Annotated in this window: 21 protein-coding genes; 4 read left to right on the forward strand and 17 right to left on the reverse strand. The window is 73.0% G+C overall.

From position 1 onward, the window contains the following. Positions 1–35 precede the first annotated feature (35 nt). On the forward strand, positions 36–1862 hold the full coding sequence (locus QSK15_RS17290) for an AMP-dependent synthetase/ligase (protein WP_285795234.1): 1827 nt from the start codon (positions 36–38) through the stop codon (positions 1860–1862). Between the two features lie 42 nt (positions 1863–1904). On the opposite strand, the gene QSK15_RS17295 is transcribed toward QSK15_RS17290, so the two are convergent. Continuing rightward, on the reverse strand, positions 1905–3209 hold the full coding sequence (locus QSK15_RS17295; protein ID WP_285795235.1) for a low temperature requirement protein A: 1305 nt from the start codon (positions 3207–3209) through the stop codon (positions 1905–1907). Between the two features lie 107 nt (positions 3210–3316). Further along, positions 3317–4771 (reverse strand): MocR-like transcription factor YczR, encoded by a 1455-nt coding sequence (gene yczR, locus QSK15_RS17300; RefSeq protein WP_285795236.1) that lies wholly within the window; start codon positions 4769–4771, stop codon positions 3317–3319. 59 nt (positions 4772–4830) lie between these two features. Here yczR and yczE point away from each other — a divergent pair, with 59 nt between their 5' ends. Beyond that, positions 4831–5532, forward strand: a complete 702-nt coding sequence (gene yczE, locus QSK15_RS17305; protein ID WP_285795237.1) for a membrane protein YczE — start codon at positions 4831–4833, stop codon at positions 5530–5532. Positions 5533–5633: 101 nt separating this feature from the next. Beyond that, positions 5634–6095: a hypothetical protein gene (locus QSK15_RS17310; protein ID WP_030334457.1), complete on the forward strand. Its 462-nt coding sequence runs from the start codon at positions 5634–5636 to the stop codon at positions 6093–6095. Positions 6096–6100: 5 nt separating this feature from the next. On the opposite strand, the gene hisF is transcribed toward QSK15_RS17310, so the two are convergent. The 12 genes from hisF to hisD all read right to left on the reverse strand — a co-directional run bounded on the left by hisF (position 6101) and on the right by hisD (position 14403). Then, positions 6101–6868: an imidazole glycerol phosphate synthase subunit HisF gene (hisF, locus tag QSK15_RS17315; protein ID WP_285795238.1), complete on the reverse strand. Its 768-nt coding sequence runs from the start codon at positions 6866–6868 to the stop codon at positions 6101–6103. Between the two features lie 73 nt (positions 6869–6941). Further along, positions 6942–7937 carry an NADP-dependent oxidoreductase gene (locus tag QSK15_RS17320; RefSeq protein ID WP_285795239.1) on the reverse strand — a complete coding sequence of 332 codons (996 nt, stop codon included), beginning with the start codon at positions 7935–7937 and terminating at the stop codon, positions 6942–6944. 46 nt (positions 7938–7983) lie between these two features. Then, positions 7984–8415: an organic hydroperoxide resistance protein gene (locus QSK15_RS17325; RefSeq protein ID WP_285795641.1), complete on the reverse strand. Its 432-nt coding sequence runs from the start codon at positions 8413–8415 to the stop codon at positions 7984–7986. A gap of 5 nt (positions 8416–8420) precedes the next feature. After that, entirely contained in the window at positions 8421–8867 is a 447-nt protein-coding gene (locus tag QSK15_RS17330; protein WP_285795240.1) for a MarR family winged helix-turn-helix transcriptional regulator, read from the reverse strand. A 115-nt stretch (positions 8868–8982) separates the two neighbouring features. After that, positions 8983–9372 carry a RidA family protein gene (locus tag QSK15_RS17335; protein ID WP_285795241.1) on the reverse strand — a complete coding sequence of 130 codons (390 nt, stop codon included), beginning with the start codon at positions 9370–9372 and terminating at the stop codon, positions 8983–8985. Further along, on the reverse strand, positions 9369–10094 hold the full coding sequence (gene priA / locus QSK15_RS17340) for a bifunctional 1-(5-phosphoribosyl)-5-((5-phosphoribosylamino)methylideneamino)imidazole-4-carboxamide isomerase/phosphoribosylanthranilate isomerase PriA (RefSeq protein ID WP_285795242.1): 726 nt from the start codon (positions 10092–10094) through the stop codon (positions 9369–9371). Before priA ends, QSK15_RS17335 begins: the two co-directional genes overlap by 4 nt. Before the next feature lie 14 nt (positions 10095–10108). Beyond that, entirely contained in the window at positions 10109–10432 is a 324-nt protein-coding gene (locus tag QSK15_RS17345; protein ID WP_030334472.1) for a hypothetical protein, read from the reverse strand. A gap of 36 nt (positions 10433–10468) precedes the next feature. After that, positions 10469–11101: an imidazole glycerol phosphate synthase subunit HisH gene (hisH, locus tag QSK15_RS17350; RefSeq protein WP_285795243.1), complete on the reverse strand. Its 633-nt coding sequence runs from the start codon at positions 11099–11101 to the stop codon at positions 10469–10471. 13 nt (positions 11102–11114) lie between these two features. Further along, positions 11115–11285 carry a CG2302 family histidine operon protein gene (locus QSK15_RS17355; RefSeq protein ID WP_285795244.1) on the reverse strand — a complete coding sequence of 57 codons (171 nt, stop codon included), beginning with the start codon at positions 11283–11285 and terminating at the stop codon, positions 11115–11117. Between the two features lie 117 nt (positions 11286–11402). Then, the gene (gene hisB / locus QSK15_RS17360; protein ID WP_030334475.1) at positions 11403–12014 is read right to left on the reverse strand and encodes an imidazoleglycerol-phosphate dehydratase HisB; all 612 of its coding nucleotides are present in this window, start codon (positions 12012–12014) and stop codon (positions 11403–11405) included. After that, positions 12011–13084 carry a histidinol-phosphate transaminase gene (locus QSK15_RS17365; RefSeq protein ID WP_285795245.1) on the reverse strand — a complete coding sequence of 358 codons (1074 nt, stop codon included), beginning with the start codon at positions 13082–13084 and terminating at the stop codon, positions 12011–12013. Before QSK15_RS17365 ends, hisB begins: the two co-directional genes overlap by 4 nt. Beyond that, positions 13081–14403: a histidinol dehydrogenase gene (gene hisD / locus QSK15_RS17370; protein ID WP_285795246.1), complete on the reverse strand. Its 1323-nt coding sequence runs from the start codon at positions 14401–14403 to the stop codon at positions 13081–13083. The genes QSK15_RS17365 and hisD overlap by 4 nt, the downstream gene beginning before the upstream one ends. A 106-nt stretch (positions 14404–14509) precedes the next feature. Between hisD and QSK15_RS17375 the strand changes: the two genes are divergently transcribed. Beyond that, a complete protein-coding gene (locus QSK15_RS17375; protein WP_285795247.1) occupies positions 14510–15214 on the forward strand; it encodes an LON peptidase substrate-binding domain-containing protein in 705 nt (234 codons plus the stop codon). Here the strand turns inward: QSK15_RS17375 and QSK15_RS17380 are convergent. From QSK15_RS17380 to QSK15_RS17390, 3 genes are all read right to left on the reverse strand, one after another. Continuing rightward, positions 15129–15959, reverse strand: a complete 831-nt coding sequence (locus QSK15_RS17380) for a DUF2567 domain-containing protein (protein ID WP_352232184.1) — start codon at positions 15957–15959, stop codon at positions 15129–15131. The genes QSK15_RS17375 and QSK15_RS17380 overlap by 86 nt on opposite strands. Positions 15960–16015: 56 nt before the next feature. Further along, a complete protein-coding gene (locus QSK15_RS17385) occupies positions 16016–17677 on the reverse strand; it encodes a MinD/ParA family ATP-binding protein (RefSeq protein WP_502889626.1) in 1662 nt (553 codons plus the stop codon). Positions 17678–17772: 95 nt separating this feature from the next. After that, entirely contained in the window at positions 17773–18804 is a 1032-nt protein-coding gene (locus QSK15_RS17390) for a hypothetical protein (RefSeq protein ID WP_285795249.1), read from the reverse strand. Positions 18805–18838 lie beyond the last annotated feature (34 nt).

An 18838-nucleotide genomic window follows, 5' to 3' on the forward strand; every position in this document is an offset into this window, starting at 1 on the left:
CCGTCACGCCACCACCCCCGAAGGCGGCTACAGCGATGGCTCTCGATGTACCGTACCGCTCCATCCCGGACATGTTTCTCAAGCGCGTGGCGGCCACCCCCGACCGGTTCGCGTTCGCGTCCCCGAACCCCGACGACTCGGGGCCCGTCTGGCTGACCTGGGCGCAGGTCGGTCAGCGCGCCAAGGCGGTCGCCGCTGGCCTGCACGGCCTGGGCGTCGGCCAGGAGGACCCGGTCGCGATCCTCGCCAACACCCGGCTGGAGTGGGTGATCGCCGACCTCGGCATCATGTGCGCCGGCGGCGCGACCACCACCGTCTACCCGACCACCGAGCCGACGGACGCGACGTACATCATCGCCGACTCCGGGTCGAAGGTGCTGTTCGCGGAGAACCCGGCCCAGGCGGCGAAGATCGCCGGGGCGACCCTGCCCGCGCTCACCCACGTGGTGCTCCTCGACGGTGCCGTCGACCCGACCGCGGCGATCACGCAGTTGACGCTCGCCGAGTTGGAGGAGCGCGGCACCCAGGCGCTGGCCGCCGAGCCGGATCTGATCGACATGCTGGTGGCCGGCATCGGCCCGGACCACCTGGCCACCCTGATCTACACCTCCGGCACCACCGGGCAGCCCAAGGGCGTCGAGCTGCTGCACGGCGGCTGGTGCTGGGAGGCGGTGGCGCAGGCCGAGGTGGGACTGCTGCGCGACGACGACCTGCAGTACCTGTGGCTGCCGCTGGCTCACTCGTTCGGCAAGACCCTGCTCTGCGGCGCCATCCACGTCGGCCTGCCCACCTACGTCGACGGCCGGGTGGACAAGCTGGTCGACCTGCTCTCGGTCATCCGTCCGACGTTGATGTGCGGCGCTCCCCGGGTCTTCGAGAAGGTCTACAACAAGGCGGTGACCACCGCGCAGGGCGCCGGTGGCGCGAAGGCGAAGATCTTCGGCTGGGCGGTCGGCATCGGCAAGGAGAAGATCGCCCTCGAGCAGGCCGGCAAGCCGGTGCCGGCCGGCCTGAAGCTGCGCTACGGGTTGGCCGAGAAGCTGGTGTTCAGCAAGCTCCAGGCTCGCCTGGGTGGCCGGATGCGGGTGCTGGTGTCCGGCGCCGCGCCACTCAGCCCGGAGATCGCCACCTTCTTCGCTGCCGCGAACCTGCCGATCTCCGAGGGCTACGGCCTGACCGAGACCAGCGCCGGCAACTTCGTGAACCCGCCGTCCGGGCTGCGGATCGGCACTGTGGGCCGGGCGATGGGCGACCTCGAGTGCAGGATCGACACCGACGGGGAGATCCTGGTCCGCGGTCGGCCGGTGATGCGCGGCTACCACAACCTGCCGGAGGAGACCGCCGCCGCGTTCACCGAGGACGGCTTCTTCCGCACCGGTGACATCGGCACCCTCGACGAGCAGGGCTACCTGCGCATCACGGACCGCAAGAAGGACCTGGTCAAGACCTCGGGCGGCAAGTACATCGCGCCGTCGCACATCGAGGGGATGTTCAAGGCCATCTGCCCGTACACCTCGCAGGCGGTCGTCGTCGGTCAGGCCCGCAACTTCTGCACGATGCTGGTCACCCTGGACCCGGACGCGATCCGCGGCTGGGCCGCCGGTGGCCCCCTCGAAGGGCGCAGCTACTCCGAGATCGTCGCGTCGGCAGAGGCCCAGACGATGGTCGAGGAGTACGTCGCCCAGCTCAACGCCAAGCTCAACCGCTGGGAGACGATCAAGAAGGTGGCGATTCTGCCGCGCGACCTGACGATCGAGGACGGCGAGATCACCCCGTCGTTGAAGATCAAGCGGCGTGGTGTGGAGAGCAACTTCGCCGCCGAGATCGACAAGATGTACGCCGGCACCCTCGCCGAACTCTGAGCCGAGTGGGTCCCGTGCCGGCCGGCGAGCCGGCACGGGACCTCACAGGTGGTGGCCCCGCCACCTGGTGTGTTCCTCCTCCGCGGCGAGCTGTTCCTCGAACGCCATCTGTCGGACCCCGCTGCGCCGCCGCGAGTCGACGACCGTCTGCGCAGCCACGGCCAACGCCGTGGCCACTGCCAACATGGCCAACGCGATCAGCTCGGGCAGCGCCCCCGCGACCGGCACCAGCGCGACCAGCAGCAGGATCCCGCCGATCGTGGGCCAGCGGGGAGCACCGAGCATCTTCCGGCCGAGGACGATGAGCGCGAGCAGGTAGAGCCCGACCCCGCCGTAGAGCGCGAGCAGGTCGAAGCTCGGCAGCGGAACGCCCCAGCTCGGCGTACTGGGATCGGCACCCTGGTGGATCAGCCCCTTGAGCCCGAGCGCGAACAGGATGATGCCGGCGATGACCGGCAGGTGCAGGTAGCTGTAGGCGTTTCGGGCCAGGGCTGCGCGGGCGTCCGGGTCGCGGGTGCGGTGCAGGGTCTGTTCCATCCCGAGCGCCAGGGTGTCGAAGTACGCCCACCACATCGCCGCGGCCACCGCGATGCCGAGGACCGCGGCGAACAGCACCGGCCAGGTCAGCGGCAGACCGGTGGTCTCCTCGGGACTGAATCCGAGGGAGATGATGGCCTCGCCGAGGGCGACCAGGACGATCTGACCGTGCCGCTCCGCCCAGTGTCCGGCGGAGAGCACCGTCCACCCGGTGCCCTTCAGCGCCAGTCCGGCGCCGTACTCCACGCCGATGGCCGCGATCCAGCACAGCAGGCGGGCCACCGACTCGGCCGTTCCGTCGAAGAGCCGCTGCGGCAGCAGCCCGGCGACCACGATGAGGCTCGTGGCCAACACCGCCGGCAGGGCGAGCAGTTGCCAGCGTCGACGCACGTTCAGGTCCCGGCGGCCGAGCCACAGGAAGATCACCGACTCGCTCGCCCGGACCAGGAAGTAGCAGGCCGCGAAGACCAGTGGACCGAACAGGCCACCGGGACGGTCGACGAACGCCTTCGGCAGACTCAGCGCCAGGACGAACGCGGCGGCGATGGTGACGAAACCGACCGCCGGGACGATGCCCTGGTCGGTACGGATCAGGTTGCCCAGCACGGCGAACCCGGACCAGCACCACCACAGCAGGGCCAGCAGCACCAGGTACTGGACCAGGCTGCGGATGGTCGGATTGCCGGCGGTGGCCGTGGTGACGTGCAGGAAGGCGAAGACGAAGACAAGGTCGTAGAAGAGTTCGAGCGGGGTCGCCCGCGAGCCCGGCGCGCTCCGGCGGACCCCGCGCGCCCCCCGGTCCTCGCCCATCAGGCGATTGTGGCAGTCGAACAGGGCCTTCCGGGCATATCGTCGCGATACCTGTGCTGGCCGACCGGCGACGATGACGCCGACGGGGCATGGTGGCCGGCGACGGCTCAGGCGATGACGGCCGGCTCCCGCCAGCGCTGTCGACCCGTGCGGTCCAGGTCGTAGCGGATCGCCGCGATCCGCCCGACGGCCTCCACCAGGTCCGCCGCGGGCAGGGTGAACGGCAGCCGCAGGAAGCGCTCCAGGGTGCCGTCCAGGCCGAACCGGGGGCCGGGCGCCAGTCGTACGCCGACCTCCTCCGCGGCCCGGGCCAGCGCGCTGGAGACCGGGCCGTCCAACTCGGCCCACAGCGTCACTCCACCCCGCGGCACGGTGACCCGCCACTCGGGCAGTTGGTGCGCCAGCGCGCCGAGCAGGGCGTCCCGCTGCACGGCCAACTGGACTCGGCGGTCGGCGACGATGGCCTCGGCGTCGGCGAGCAGGTGCACCGCGACCAGTTGGTCCAGCACCGGGCTGGCCATGTCGACCCCGACCCGCACGGCGGCCAGTCGCTGCACCTGCGGCGCGGACGCCCGCACCCAGCCGATCCGCAGGCCACCCCAGTAGGGCTTGCTCATCCCCCCGATGCTGATCACCCGACTGTGCCGGTCGTAGGTGGCGACCGGGGGTGGCGGCTCGGTGCCGTCCATCGACAGGTCCACGAAGGACTCGTCGATGACCAGGTCGGTGCCGACCGCGTGCGCGGCGGCGACCACGCGCTCGCGCAGTGCGGCGGGCATCAGGTGCCCCGTCGGGTTCTGGAACTCCGGAATCAGGTACGCCAGCTTCGGCCGGGTCTGCCGCAGACTGCCCAGCAACAGGTCGGGCTCCCAGCCGGCGTCGGCGGCCAGACCGTGGGTGGTGATCCGGGCCCGCCGGCCGGCCAGCGCGGCGAGGGCGTTGGGGTAGGTCGGGGACTCGACGAGCACGCTGCCGCCCGGGGCCAGGGCGAGCCGCAGCACCAGATCCAGTGCGTGCTGGGTGCCGCTGGTGACCATGATCTGATCGGCCGAGGTGGGCAGACCCCGGGCCGCGTACGCGTCGGCCACGGCCTCACGCAGCTCGATGATGCCGGTCGGGTGGTAGCCGGCCCCGCTCAGGTAGCGGGGCAGGTCCTCGGCGGCGGCCCGGGCGGCCGACAGCAGCTGCGGTGGGGCGGCCAGCGCCGCGACGCCGAGGTCGAGCATCTCCCGGTCGTCCAGCGGGGTCCACAGCCCGGTGCTGGCCACCCGGTGGTTGCCCGGCAGCATCGTCCAGCTACCGGCCCCTCGGCGGCTGGCCAGGTGCCCGCTCTCGCGGAGCTGCCGGTAGGCCGCGGTGACAGTGGTCCGACTGATCCGCAGCGCCTCGGCCAGCTCCCGTTCGGCCGGGAGGCGGACGCCCAACGGCAGCCGGCCGTCGGCGAGCAGCCCGCGCACCGAGCCGGCCAGCGCGGCGTAGTCGGGGCTTCGCCGCCGGCCCGGCAACGCATGCCACTGCCCGAGCAGACGGGCCAATTGGACACCGCGTACCTGCCCGGTCATGGCCACTCCTCGGATATTGGCTTCTTCCTCGATGAGGATTGGCACCTAGGGTGGCATGCATGGCACTGCTTGGCAATCTGCGGCACCGGCCGGTCCGACGGCTGGTCCAGCTCTACCTCGGGCTCACGCTCTACGGCGTCAGCATGGCCCTGATGATCCGCTCCGACCTGGGCCTCGACCCGTGGGACGTGTTCCACCAGGGGCTCTCCGAGCTGACCGGGCTCTCCTTCGGGACGGTCACCATCGGCGTCGGCGCGCTGGTCCTGCTGCTCTGGATCCCCCTGCGGCAGCGGCCCGGCCTCGGCACGGTCAGCAACGTCGTGGTGATCGGCCTGGTGGTGGACGCCACGGTGGCCCTGCTGCCCGCGGGTGGCCCGCTCAGCGTCCGGACCGCGATGCTGATCACCGGGATCGTCGCCAACGGCGCCGCCACCGCTCTGTACCTCGGCGCCCAGTTGGGCCCCGGCCCTCGCGACGGCCTGATGACCGGGTACGTGGCCCGCCGGCCTGGCCGGTCGGTCCGGCTGGTGCGCACCGTCATCGAGGTCACCGTGCTGGCGCTGGGCTGGCTGCTCGGCGGCACGGTCGGCGTGGGCACCGTCGCGTACGCGTTGGCCATCGGTCCGTTGGCCCAGTTCTTCATCCCGCTGTTCGCCGTGCCGGAAGCTCCGGCACCCGATAGCGCCGTGCCGGAGGGCGGCACACCCGACCGCCCCGCTCCGCCACCGGGTAGCCCCGCGCCGGTCACGCCCGCCGGCTGAAACCTCACCGACCGTCCGCGAACCGGTACGTGGTGGTGGTGCTGCACACCGGTTGGCGGGTGGGTGTTCCCTTCCGCGACGCGCGCCGTCATCATCTCTGCATGGGGGAGAACGGTTGGCGCTGGACGGACGCCTGGATCTTCGTGTCGCTCGTCATCGCGAGCGGCGCCGGACGGCACCGTCGGTCGGCGACAAGCCGACGACCGGAGGGCGTTCGCCTGGCCGACGTGCTCTCCACCGCCGACCACCTCAACCACGCGATCCCGCAGCGGCACGAGGTGGAGGCCGCGGTCCAGCGGCTGGTCGGGGCCGGGCTGGTCAGCGTCGCCGACGGCTGGTTCCGGATCACCGCCGAGGGTGAGACGCTGTGGCGTACCCGCCCGCGCGCGGGTGTGGCGACCATGGTGGACACCGTGCAGGGTGTGTTGACCCGTCGGCACGCGCCCGGCAGCGCCGACTGGATCCTGGACGAGGCCGACCACGCGGCGGCCGTCCAGGAGTATGCGGTCCGGTCGATCCCCACCCCGCGTCGGTCACCGGAGGGGCACTCGGGCGAGCGCTGAGCGGCTCAGCGCACCGGGTGGCCGCCGAGGCGCAGCGCGTCCTTGACCTCGGCGACGGTCAGTTCGCCGAAGTGGAAGACGCTGGCGGCGAGCACCGCGTCCGCGCCGGCGCCGATCGCGGGCGGGAAGTGGGCCACCTCACCGGCGCCCCCACTGGCCACCACCGGCACGTCCACGACCGCCCGCACCGCGGCGATCAACTCCAGGTCGAAACCCGCCTTGGTGCCGTCGGCGTCCATCGAGTTGAGCAGGATCTCCCCCGCGCCCAACTCGGCGCCCCGGTGTGCCCACCACACGGCGTCGATGCCGGTGCCGCGTCGACCCCCGTGCGTGGTGACCTCGAAGCCGCTGGGCGTGGCACCGGTCGACGACCGGCGCACGTCGAGGGAGAGCACGAGCACCTGCCGGCCGAACCGGTCGGCGATCTCGGCGATCAGCTCCGGTCGGGCGATGGCGGCGGTGTTGACGCCGACCTTGTCGGCCCCGGCACGCAGCAACGTGTCCACGTCGGCGACCTGCCGCACCCCACCGCCGACGGTCAGTGGGATGAACACCGACTCGGCGGTGCGGCGTACCACGTCGAGCATGGTGCCGCGGTCGCTGGAGGACGCGGTGACGTCGAGGAACGTCAACTCGTCAGCGCCGGCCCGGTCGTACGCGGCGGCCAACTCCACCGGGTCACCGGCGTCCCGCAGGTCGAGGAAGTTCACGCCCTTGACGACCCGTCCGGCGTCGACGTCCAGGCAGGGGATCACGCGTACCGCCACGCTCATGCCGCGAGCCTATCCTCCGCAGACGGCACGGCGGCCGACCCGATCGGGTCGGCCGCCGTGGGAGAGGTCCGCGTCACACCCGGACGAGCATCTTGCCCAGGTTCTCGCCGCGCAGCAGGCCGAGGAACGCCGCCGGGGCGTTCTCGATGCCGTCCACGATCGTTTCGTCGTAGGACAGCGTGCCGTCGCGCAGCCAGCCCGCGACGTCGCGCACGAACGCCGGTCGCACGTCGTGGTGATCGTTGACGAGGAAACCGCGCAGGGTGAGCCGCTTGCCGATGACGAGCGCCAGGTTGCGCGGGGCGGCCGGCGGCTCGGTGGCGTTGTACTGCGCGATCATTCCGCAGATGGCGGCCCGACCGTGCAGGTTCATGGCCGAGATCGCCGCCTCCAGGTGGTCGCCGCCGACGTTGTCGAAGTAGACGTCGACGCCGTCCGGGGCGGCGGCCCGCAGCGCCTCGCGGACCCCGTCGTGGTAGTCGAAGGCGGCGTCGAAGCCCAGCGCCCGCAGCCGCTCGACCTTGGCCGGCGAGCCGGCGCTGCCGATGACCCGGCCGGCGCCCTTGAGCTTGGCGATCTGGCCGACCAGGCTGCCGACCGCGCCGGCGGCGGCGGAGACGAAGACCGTCTCGCCGGGCTTCATCGCGGCCACCTCCAGCAGCCCGGCGTACGCGGTCAGCCCGGTCATGCCGAGCACACTCAGGTACGCGCTGACCGGGGCCACGCCCGGGTCGACCTGACGGACGGCGGTCGCGTCGAGCAGCGCGTACTCCCGCCAGCCGAGCCCGTGCTGGACGGTGGCCCCGACGGCGATGTCCGCCGCCTCGCTGGCCACCACCTCGCCGATCGCGGCTCCGTCGAGCGGCGCGTCGAGCGCGAACGGCGGCACGTACGACTTGACGTCGTTCATCCGTCCGCGCATGTACGGGTCGACTGACATGAACTGGTTGCGGACCACGATCTGGCCTGGTCCGGGCGTCGGGACGTCGGTCTCGACGAGCCGGAAGGTGTCTTCGGTGGGCCAGCCCTGGGGGCGGCTGGCCAGGTGGATCTCGCGGTTGCCGGTCACGGGTGGTTGTCCTCTCGTCCGCGGGTGGGGGCCTGGTGCCGCGATGTCACGCGGGCAGGGTCTCGCGGACGGTCAGCGTGACGTCGACGTTGCCACGGGTGGCGTTGGAGTACGGGCAGACCTGGTGGGCCTGCTCGACGAGCTGCTTGGCGACCTCGCGGGACGCGGCGGGCAGGTCGACGAGGAGCTGCACGGTGAGCCCGAAGCCGCCGCTGCCGTTCGGGCCGATGCCCACCTCGGCGGCGACCACGGAACCGGTCACGTCAGCCTTGGCCCGGCGGGCCACCACCCGCAGCGCGCTGTGGAAGCAGGCCGCGTAGCCGGCGGCGAAGAGCTGCTCGGGGTTGGCCGCACCGCCGGCGCCGCCCATCTCCTTCGGCACGGCCAGGTCGAGCGCGACAGTGCCGTCGGAGGTCTCAACGTGGCCGTCCCGGCCGTCGCCGGTGGCGGTTGCGGACGCGGTGTAGAGAACCTGCATGGTGCTCACTGCTCCTTCTGTCGGTGGATGGTGTCGGTGACCCGGGTGAGGGTGTCGCGCAGCGCCACCAACTCGTCGAGGCCCAGCCCGGTGGCCTGAGCGATCCGCAGCGGGACGTCGCCGAGCTGCTCGCGGAGCGCCCGGCCCTGCCCGGTGAGGCCCACCTCGACCCGCCGCTCGTCGCGGGCCGACCGCCGCCGCACCACCAGGCCCGCCCCCTCCAGCCGCTTGAGCAGCGGGGAGAGCGTGCCGGAGTCCAGCCGCAGCTCGGCGCCCAGCTCGGACACCGTGGGGGCGTCGTCGGGACGCTCCCAGAGCACCAGCAGCACCAGGTACTGCGGGTAGGTCAACCCGACCTCGTCGAGGATCGGCCGGTAGACGTCGGTCAGTGCGCGCGACGCGGCGTAGAGCGCGAAGCACACCTGCCGGCGCAGCACCAGGTCATCGGTCACCGTTGAAAAGTAGCCCACAATTAAGTTGTGCACAACTTATCTGTCCGCGCGTTGGCCGGCAGGCCGACCGGTTATCTGTCCGCGCGTTGGCCGGCAGGCCGACCGGACGCGTACCTCAGCGACCGCCGAGGTACGCCTCCAACTCCACCTCGACCAGATGCTCCGGATCCAGCAGACCGGCCACCACCACCAGGGTCGCCGCCGGCCGGACCGCACCGAAGACCGCGTTGTGGGCCCGACCCACCTCGTCGGCGTGCAACCGGTCCGTCACGTACATCCTCGTGCGCACCACGTCGCCCGGCTCCGCACCCACCTCGGCGAGCGCGGCCAGCCCGATCCGCAGCGCCTGCGCGGTCTGCGCGGCCGGATCACCCACGTGCACCACCCGGCCGTCCACCGTGGCCGTGCACCCGGCCGTCCAGGCCCGCTCACCGGCACGGACCACCCGGGAGTAGCCGTAACGCTGCTCCCACGGGCCACCCGAACCGAGCCGAGTCGTCGTCACGCCTCGGCCAGCGTCCGCAGCGCCTCCGCCACCGTGAAGGCACCCGCGTAGAGCGCCTTGCCGGCGATGACACCCTCCACCCCGACCGACTCCAGGGTCGCCAACGCCCGCAGGTCGTCCAGGGTGGACACCCCACCGGAGGCGATCACCGGCCGGTCGGTACGGGCACACACCTCGCGCAGCAGATCCAGGTTCGGCCCGCGCATGGTGCCGTCCTTGGTGATGTCGGTGACCACGTACCGGCTCGCGCCCGCCTTGTCCAACCGCTCCAGCACCTCGTACAGGTCACCGCCGTCGCGGGTCCAACCCCGCGCCGACAGGGTGTGACCCCGCACGTCCAGCCCGATGGCCACCCGGTCGCCGTACTCCGCCACCACCCGGTCACACCAGACCGGATCCTCCAACGCGGCGGTCCCGATGTTCACCCGGGCCGCCCCGGTGCCCAGCGCCGCGCGCAGCGACTCGTCGTCCCGAATGCCACCGGACAACTCCACCTTCACGTCCAACTGGCGCACCACCTCCGCCAGCAGGTGCGCGTTGGTGCCCCGACCGAACGCCGCGTCCAGGTCGACCAGGTGGATCCACTCCGCGCCGTCCCGCTGCCAGGCCAGCGCGGACTCCAACGGGTCACCGTAGACGCTCTCGCTTCCGAGGGCGCCCTGCACGAGCCGGACGGCCCGGCCGTCAGCGACATCCACGGCGGGTAACAGGGTGAGGCTCAACGTCTTCTCCTCGATCAGGTACGACGGTCCAGGGCGATCACGACGATCGCCGGCAGTACGAGCAGCAAGAGCACGATCAGCGCGATACGCAACGCCAGGTTGTCAACGAACGTCCAGATCAGGATCAACGCCGCGCCGGTGAGCAGCACGATCGCGGCCCGCTCACCCCGACTGTGCCGGGCCAGCCGCCCGGAACGACCCCGCCGCAGCCGCGGCGTCAACCGACGGACCACCGCCCGACGGCGCTGCCGGCGAGCGACCTGGCGCTGCCGGACCGCCCGCTCCCGGGCCTGCTCCGCCTCCCGCTGCGCCCGCCGGCGGGCCCGCTCCCGACTCACCGCGACACCCGCCGACCGGGCACCGCGCGACGACGCTCACCCACCGCTGGGCAACGTGGCGAGCCAGTTGCGCAGCAACGCGGCACCGGTCTCGGCGGACTTCTCCGGGTGGAACTGGGCCGCCGACAACGAGCCACGCTCCACCGCCGCGACGAAATCCGTGTCGTGGTGGGCCGTGGTCACCGTGGCCCCCGCGGCGGCCAGCGCCGCCGGGTCGCCCATCGCGTACGAGTGGACGAAGTAGAAACGGCTCTGCTCCGGCAACCCGGCGAACAGCACCGACTCCCGGGGAGCCCGGACCGTGTTCCAGCCCATGTGCGGCAACCGGGCGGCAGCCAGCCGGGTCACCCCGCCGGGCAGCAACCCCAGCCCCTTGGTCACCACGCCGTGCTCGTCACCGTGCTCGAAGAGCACCTGCATACCCACGCAGATGCCCAGCACCGGCCGGCCAGCAGCCACCCGCTCGGCGATCACCGGACCGGCGCCCAACGCCTCGATCCCCGCCATGCACGCCGCGTACGCGCCCACACCCGGCACCACCAGACCATCGGCGGCAGCCGCGGCGGCGAGATCGTCGGTCACCCGGACATCCGCCCCGGCGGCGGCCAGCGCCCGCTCCGCCGAACGCAGGTTGCCCGAGCCGTAGTCGAGCACCACCACGTCACTCATGCCACCACCCCGATCACCCGTTCTCCGGCAGCAGCCGCAGAACCCCGGCGACAGTGGCGAGCACCGCGAGCGCCGCGGTGACCAACACCGCGACCTTCGGCGCGCCCTGCCGGTAGAGCGACCAGGTGCCACCCACCAGCACCCCGGCCAGGATCAACAACAACGTCGGCAACGCCGCGCTCATCAGAGCCACCTTCCATTCGCGACTGCGGGGCTCCGCTGCGCTGCACTCCTCGCGCTCATCAGAGCCACCTTCCATTCGCGACTGCGGGGCTCCGCTGCGCTGCACTCCTCGCGCTCATCAGAGCGCGCCCTTCGTGCTCGGGATGGCACCCGCCGAACGCGGGTCGATCGACGTCGCCTCGCGTAGGGCGCGGGAGACCGCCTTGAACTGGGCCTCCACCACGTGGTGCGCGTCCGGGTGACCGCCCGGCCGGGCCGCCCGCAGCACGTCCACGTGCAACGTGACCCGGGCCGCCTGGCCGAAGGACTCCCAGATGTGCCGCGTCATGCTGGTGGCGTACACCGGGCCGATGTACGGGGCGAGCACCGGCTCGTCGTGCACCACGTACGGCCGACCGGAAAGGTCCACCGCGGCCCGGACCAGCACCTCGTCCATCGGCACCGTCGCCGAGCCGTAGCGCCGGATGCCGGCCTTGTCGCCCAGCGCCTGGTCGAAGGCGGCACCCAGGGCGAGCGCGGTGTCCTCGATCGTGTGGTGCGCGTCGATCTCCAGGTCACCCACGGTGCGCACGGTCAGGTCGAAACCGCCGTGCCGGGCGATCTGGTGCAGCATGTGGTCGTAGAAACCGACGCCGGTGCTGATCTCGGCGGCACCGGTGCCGTCGAGGTCGATCTCGACGAGGACCTTGGTCTCCTTGGTGATCCGCTCCACCCGGGCGGTCCGGCTCATTGAACAGTCTCCATCGCAGAAAGGAAGGCGTCGGTCTCGGCGGCGGTGCCGGCGGTCACCCGCAGCCAGCCGGGAAGGCCGACGTCACGGACCAGCACCCCCTGCGCCAGCAGGGCGTTCCAGACGACGGTCTGGTCGCCGCCCACCTCGAAGAGCACGAAGTTGGCGTCGCTGTCAGCGACCCGCAGCCCGCGCTCGCGGAGCGTCGCCACGATCCGGTCCCGCTGCGCCATGATCGCGCTCACCGTACCGAGAAGGGCATCGCGGTGGGCCACCGCCGCGCGGGCGGCGGCCTGGGTGAGCGCGGAGAGATGGTACGGCAAACGGACGAGCTGCACCGCCTGCACCACCGCCGGGTCGGCGGCAAGGTACCCCAGCCGGCCGCCGGCGAAGCCGAACGCCTTGCTCATCGTCCGGGTGACCACCAGCCGCGGGTGCCCGGGCAGCACCGCGAGGGCGCTGACCGTCCCCGGCCGGGCGAACTCGGCGTACGCCTCGTCGACGACCACCATGCCGGGCGCGACGTCGAGCACCGCGGCGATCACCGCCGGGTCCAGTGCCGTGCCGGTGGGGTTGTTCGGCGAGCAGAGGAAGACCACGTCCGGCTGGTGCTCGCGGACCTGGGCGACCGCCTCCTCGGCGGTCAACCCGAAGTCGACGCCGCGCTCGGCGGGCACCCAGCGGGTGCTGGTGCCGAGGGCCAGCAGCGGGTGCATCGAGTACGCCGGAACGAAACCGAGCGCACTGCGCCCCGGGCCGCCGAACGCCTGCAACAACTGCTGCTGGATCTCGTTGGAGCCGTTGGCCGCCCACACCTGCTCGACGGTGAGCCCGTGCCCGAGATAGTCGGCCAGGTCGGCGCGGAGCGCCACCGCGTCCCGGTCCGGGTAGCGGTTCAGCTCGCGCAGCTCGGCCGCGATGGCCTTGCTGATCGCCTCGACCACCGGCTCCGGCACCGGGTGGGAGTTCTCGTTGGTGTTGAGCCGCACCGGCACGTCCAGTTGCGGCGCCCCGTACGGCGACAGCCCTCGCAGGTCGGCACGGATCGGCAGGTCGTCAAGGCTGCTCACGCCGACCCTCCCGGGAAACGGGCCTGGACCGCCTGGCCGTGCGCGGGCAGGTCCTCCACGTTGGCCAGGGTGACCACGTGCGGCGCCACGTCGCGTAGCGCGGCCTCGGTGTATTCGATCAGGTGCACGCCACGGAGGAAGGACTGCACGGACAGACCGGAGGAGTGCCGGGCACAGCCGCCGGTGGGCAGCACGTGGTTGGAGCCGGCGCAGTAGTCGCCGAGCGACACCGGCGACCAGGCGCCCACGAAGATCGCCCCGGCGTTGCGGACCCGCAGCGCCCACTCCCGGGCGTCGGCCGTCTGGATCTCGAGGTGCTCGGCCGCGTACGCGTCGACCACCCGCAGCCCCGCCTCAAGGTCGTCGACCAGGACCACGCCGCTCTGCTCACCGGTCAGCGCCGTGGTGACCCGCTCGGTGTGCTTGGTCGCCGGCACCTGCCGGGCCAGTTCGGCCTCGACCGCCTCGACCAACGCCGTCGACGGGGTGACCAGCACGCTCGCGGCGAGCGGGTCGTGCTCGGCCTGACTGATCAGGTCGGCGGCCACGTGCGCCGGGTCGGCCGTGTCGTCGGCCAGGATGGCGATCTCGGTCGGCCCGGCCTCGGCGTCGATGCCGACCACGCCGCGTAGCAGCCGCTTGGCGGCCGTCACCCAGATGTTGCCGGGCCCGGTGATCAGGTCGACGGGGTCGCAGCGCAGCTCACCCGCCGGGTCCACCGCCGCGCCGTACGCCAGCATCGCCACCGCCTGGGCCCCGCCCACGGCGTACACCTCGTCGACGCCGAGCAGCGCGCACGCGGCGAGCACCCGCGGATCGGGCAGGCCGCCGTTGTCCTTCTGCGGCGGGCTGACCACCACCAGCGAGCGCACCCCGGCCGCCTGGGCGGGCACCACGTTCATCACCACCGTCGACGGGTACATCGCCAGGCCGCCGGGCACGTAGAGGCCGACCCGGTCGACCGGCAGCCACCGCTCGGTGACCGTACCGCCGGGCACCACCTGGGTCGTGTGCTCGGTGCGCCGCTGGTCGGCGTGCACCCGACGGGCCCGGGCGATGGACTCCAGCAGCGCGGCCCGCACCGCCGGGTCGAGCACCCCCTCCGCCTCGGTGATGGCCTCGACCGGCACCCGCAGCACCTCCGGGGAGATGCCGTCGAACCGGACACTGGCCTCCCGGATCGCTGGGTACCCATGCTCACGGACGGCCTCCACCAGGGGCCGGATGCGCTCGACGGCGACGGACACGTCGAGCTGGGCGCGGGGCAGCAGACGGCGCGGGTCTCCGAGACCGTCGCGCAGGTCGATCCGATTCAGCACCCTTGCGAGTCTAGGCGGCCGACCCGAGGTCCACCCGAGCCGCCCGTCCGCCGGGACGGTGAGCCGGACCACGCCCCGGTGGGCGAGATTGGTTAGGCTCGACCCTGTGACCGCACGGCTGCCGGTGTTCCCGCTCGCAACGGTGCTCTTTCCCGGGTTGGTGCTGCCGCTGCACATCTTCGAGGAGCGCTACCGGGCGCTGGTCCGACACCTGGTCGGCCTGCCCGAGGGCGCCCCCCGTGAGTTCGGCGTGGTGGCCATCCAGGCCGGCTGGGAGGTGGCGCCCGCCGGTCCCGGTGCCCGGGCGACGCCGGGCGTCGGCGAGGTCACCCTGCACGAGGTGGGTTGCACCGCTGAGCTGCGGCAGGTGACCGAGCTGGCCGACGGTGGTTTCGACATCGTCACCGTCGGCCGCCGCCGGTTCCGGATCGCCGAGGTCGACGACAGCGCCGAGCCCTACCTCACCGCCGACGTGGAGTGGCTGCCCGACCCGGGCGGCCCGGACGAGTTGGCCGACCTGCTGGCCGCCCGGGTGATCGCGGTGTTCCGGCAGTACCTCGGCCTGATCCGCTCCGACCCGGAGGAGATCTCCGAGCAGCTGCCGGAGGACCCGACGGTGCTCTCGCACCTGGTGGCGGCGACAGCGGCGCTCACCGTCGACGACCGGCAGCGGCTGCTGGCGATCGACGACACCGCCTCCCGGCTCCGCGCCGAGCTGCGGCTGCTCAACCGCGAGGCGGCTCTGCTGCGTCAGGTGCGGGCGGTTCCGGTGCCGCTGGCGGAGCTGGCGTCCCCGCCGACACCCAACTGAACTCCCCCGGCTCGGGCTCCGGGCGCAGCCCCGGCCACCGTGACCAGCCCGCCAGCAGGGTGTACATGACCGCGGCCCCGAACGCCGGCAACAGCAGGTTGCCGTGCGGCACCGGCAGCACCCCGAGCAGCCAGTCCACCCCGCCGGCGCGCAGGTCGGCGGGCTTGTCGAAGGCCTGCCCGACCGGGGCGGTCGCCAGCAACCGGTCGAAGGTGGCCAGGCCGATCCGCCGTCCCACCTGCCAGGCCACCGGCGCGGCGACCAGAGTGCCGAGCACCGCGGCGACCAACCCGACCGGGCCTCGCCGCCGACGCAGCACGACCCACAGCGCGAGCGCCACGAGCAGCCCGAAGGCGAGCCCGAGCAGGCTGAACCAGCCGTCGGCGGCGATCGGCTGCTCCGGTTGCGGCTCGGCGTAGATCGCCCCCTCGGCGGTCTTGAGCACCGGGGTGTCCGGCGCGAGCGCGGCCCAGAGCAGGCCGAGCGGGATACCCAGCGCGGCCAGCGCGAGCACCGCGCCCACCACCGTCGCCAGGGTCCGCAGCGGACGACGCGGTTCGTCGAACCGAAGGTCCAAGGAGCTCTGGTAAGCCGCCGAGGCGGGCGGCTGCCCTGGGTCGAACCCATCCGGCGCCGCCCCGGGCGACGGGTCGGCCTGCGGCGGATCCGCCTCCGGGGTACGGGGTGGCGCGGGTCGGACGGGCTCGTCGACGGGCCGCTCAGGGTCGGGGTTGTCCGGGCTCACCCGATGATCCTCTCAGGCCCGGTGCGGGACGGGGGCTCCGGTGGCGGCAGACCAGCTCACCGGGCGAACGGCTCCACCATCATCGCCGCGGCCCGCAGCCACGCCTGCCGGGTCTCCGGCTGGAGTTGGTGGTACTCGATCGACGACCCGGTCTCCAGAGCCGGGTCGTACGGCACGACGGCCACACCACGGGTGCGCGTGGCGAAGTGCCGCTCCAGGTCGTCCTGGAGCGTCGAGCGACCCGGGGTGGGGCAGGAGATGAGGGTGATCGCGTTGTCCGCCAGCTCACCCATGCCCTCCTCGTGCAGCAGGTCGAGCATCCAGTCCGCGCTGAACGCCGCGTCCTCCCGGGGCACCGTGGTCACCACCAGCTGGTCGGCGGCCTGCATCACCGTGCGCCAGTTGGGGCTCTCCACGTTGTTGCCGGTGTCCACGCAGACCACGTCGTGGGTACGCCGCAGCAACTCCAACACCCGCCGGACGGTGAACTGGTCCAGTCGTTGGGCGAAGCGCGGGCTCTCCTCGCCGGCCAGCACGTCGTACGAACCGTCGGAGGCGTGCCGCAGGTAGTCGTCCAGCCGGTCCAGCAGGGTCGCGCCCTCCAGGATCTCGATCTGGGCCAGGTCGCTGATCAGGTGCCGGATCGTCCGGGCGTGCCGGGCGCTGCCGGCGCGCAGGCCGAGGGTGCCGCGCAGTTCGTTGTCGTCCCAGGCCAGCACGCCCTGGCCGCGGACGCTGCCGACCGTCGCGGCGGCGAGCACGGTGGCGGTCGTCTTGTGCACGCCGCCCTTGGGGTTGGCGAAGGCGAACACCCGGGGCGTGCCCAGATCCCGTTTGAGCACCCCGTTGGCGCGTTCCTGCTCCTGGTCGACGGCCTGTGGCCGCCACTCGATCCGGGCCGGGTAGGCACGTTCGGCGACCGCCGAGCCGACCGCCGGTGCGGGTGGCGGGGTGACGGGCGGGACGACGGGCGGTGGCGGGGCGACGACTGGCGGCGGGGTGACCGGCGGGGGTGGCGCCGCCGGGTAGCCCGTCTCCGGCTGGTAGCCGGTCTCCAGCAGGGCGTACCGCGACTCGACCGGCGGTTGACCCGGCCGGTAGCCGTTGTCCAGCAGGGCGTAGCGCGACGGGACCGGCTCGGGTCCGCGTGCCGGCGGCTCGGGCTCGGCCCGGTACGTCGGCTCGGCCCGGTAGCCCGGCTCAGCCCGGTACTCCGGCGTGACGCGGTAGTCCGGCTCGGCGCGGTAGCCGGGATCGGCGCGATAGCCCGGCTCGGCCCGGTAGCCGGGATCGGCGCGGTAGTCCGGCGGCTCGGTCCGGTACGCCGGCTCCGCGCGGTAGTCCGGCTCGGCCCGGTAACTCGGCTCGGCCCGGTACGCGGGCTCCGCCCGATAGTCCGGCTCGGCGCGGTAGTCCGGTTCCGCGCGGTACGCGGGCTCGGCCCGGTAGGCGGGGTCGACCCGGTAGCTCGCCTCGGCCCGGTAACCGGGCTCCGCGCCGTACGACAGGTCGGCGGGATGCCCGATGGCCGGTGCCCGCCCGGCGTAGCCGTTCGGGGCCGCCCGCCGGGGCAGCGGGTCCGGTGGCGGCTCCTCGCCGCGCCGCTCGGGCTCGGTCTGCTCGGCGCCGCGACCGCCCAGCCGGGCTCGGTCCAACAACGCACGCCACCGCGGCGCTGGTTCGGCCGGCCGGCCCCAGCCGGTCTCACTGCCCTCCACGGCCCGCCCTCCCAGCGCCATCGATCTCTGTCTGACAGGCTACGAACCCAACCCTATTCGGACCACACCTCAGAGCGCACACCAGCCGGCGCAGATCACGACGACGGCGACGGCGACGGCGACTCGGCGACGGTGGCGTCCGGCGAGGTGGTGACGCTCGGCGGCGTCGACTCGGTGGGCTCCGGCTCCGACGGTTCGGGTAACGGAGTCGTCACGGCTGGTGCGGGTTCCGACGATTCGCCCACGGAGGGCGAGGGCACTGGTGCGCTGATCAGTGGCGCGGGCCGCTCGGACCGGGTCGGTGTGGGGCTCGGCCCGGTGTCGGCCGGCGGGCGCACCACGTCGCGCTGCTCGGGCAGGGGCGGCGTGAAGACCGTGCGGTCCAACCGGTACACCTCGGGGGCGGGGTCGACAGCCCGTACGTCCGGCCGGGTCGCGACGCCGCGCAGCGCCACCGGCGTCGCGCGGACCACCGCCGCGTAGACGCAGGCACAGCCGGCCCGGTAACCGGCCGCCTCGGCGGCGGCCACCTCCGCGCCGCTGGTGTACTGCTCCCGCAACTCCCGCTCGCCCACCCCGTCGCCGTCGACCGCGGCGGCCCTGGCCCGGTAGTCGGCGGCCTCGGTGTCCTTACGGGCCGCCACCTGTCGCATCCCGGCGACCACGTCGTCGGGCACCCGCAACGCGGGGATCTTCACGATCTCGGTCTGCCGGCCGGGCAGCGGAACCCGCCCGAAGACGGTCGACACCCCGACGTCGCCGAGCACCGTCGCCAGCCGCTGCGGAGGCAGGTACGCGTCGAGCGTGACCAGCGCGTACGTCGTGCCCTCGGCGGCCGGGGCGGACGCCGGCAACGCCGCCAGGTCGGCCGCGGCCGACCGCAGGTAGGCGGGGACCGAGTCGCCGTCGACGACGCCGACCCGTGTCACCTCGCCGACCGTCCGGTCGCCGACCGGTGTGTCGTCGACGGCCCAGACGGCGGTGCCCAGCACCGCCGCCGCGGAGAGCACGGCGGCCCAGCTGAGCACCCCGGAGCGCGCCGACCGGTCGCCCAACCGGGCCACGGCCCGGGTCAGCGGCGGCAGCAGCCGTTGGTCCAGCTGCCGCAGCAGGTTGCCGGCGCGCACGGGCGGGATCCCCTCTGTGGATCGGTGTAGGGCG

The sequence above is a fragment of the Micromonospora sp. NBRC 107095 genome (genome assembly GCF_030269705.1).
Classification (GTDB): Bacteria; Actinomycetota; Actinomycetes; order Mycobacteriales; family Micromonosporaceae; genus Micromonospora; species Micromonospora parva.

Coding starts and splice junctions, on each gene's coding strand:
- QSK15_RS17295 (WP_285795235.1), bottom strand. CDS start 3,209: ATGGGCGAGGACCGGGGGGCGCGCGGGGTCCGCCGGAGCGCGCCGGGC.
- QSK15_RS17310 (WP_030334457.1), top strand. CDS start 5,634: ATGGGGGAGAACGGTTGGCGCTGGACGGACGCCTGGATCTTCGTGTCG.
- QSK15_RS17325 (WP_285795641.1), bottom strand. CDS start 8,415: ATGCAGGTTCTCTACACCGCGTCCGCAACCGCCACCGGCGACGGCCGG.
- hisH (WP_285795243.1), bottom strand. CDS start 11,101: ATGAGTGACGTGGTGGTGCTCGACTACGGCTCGGGCAACCTGCGTTCG.
- QSK15_RS17290 (WP_285795234.1), top strand. CDS start 36: ATGGCTCTCGATGTACCGTACCGCTCCATCCCGGACATGTTTCTCAAG.
- hisB (WP_030334475.1), bottom strand. CDS start 12,014: ATGAGCCGGACCGCCCGGGTGGAGCGGATCACCAAGGAGACCAAGGTC.
- QSK15_RS17355 (WP_285795244.1), bottom strand. CDS start 11,285: ATGAGCGCGGCGTTGCCGACGTTGTTGTTGATCCTGGCCGGGGTGCTG.
- hisF (WP_285795238.1), bottom strand. CDS start 6,868: ATGAGCGTGGCGGTACGCGTGATCCCCTGCCTGGACGTCGACGCCGGA.
- yczE (WP_285795237.1), top strand. CDS start 4,831: ATGGCACTGCTTGGCAATCTGCGGCACCGGCCGGTCCGACGGCTGGTC.
- yczR (WP_285795236.1), bottom strand. CDS start 4,771: ATGACCGGGCAGGTACGCGGTGTCCAATTGGCCCGTCTGCTCGGGCAG.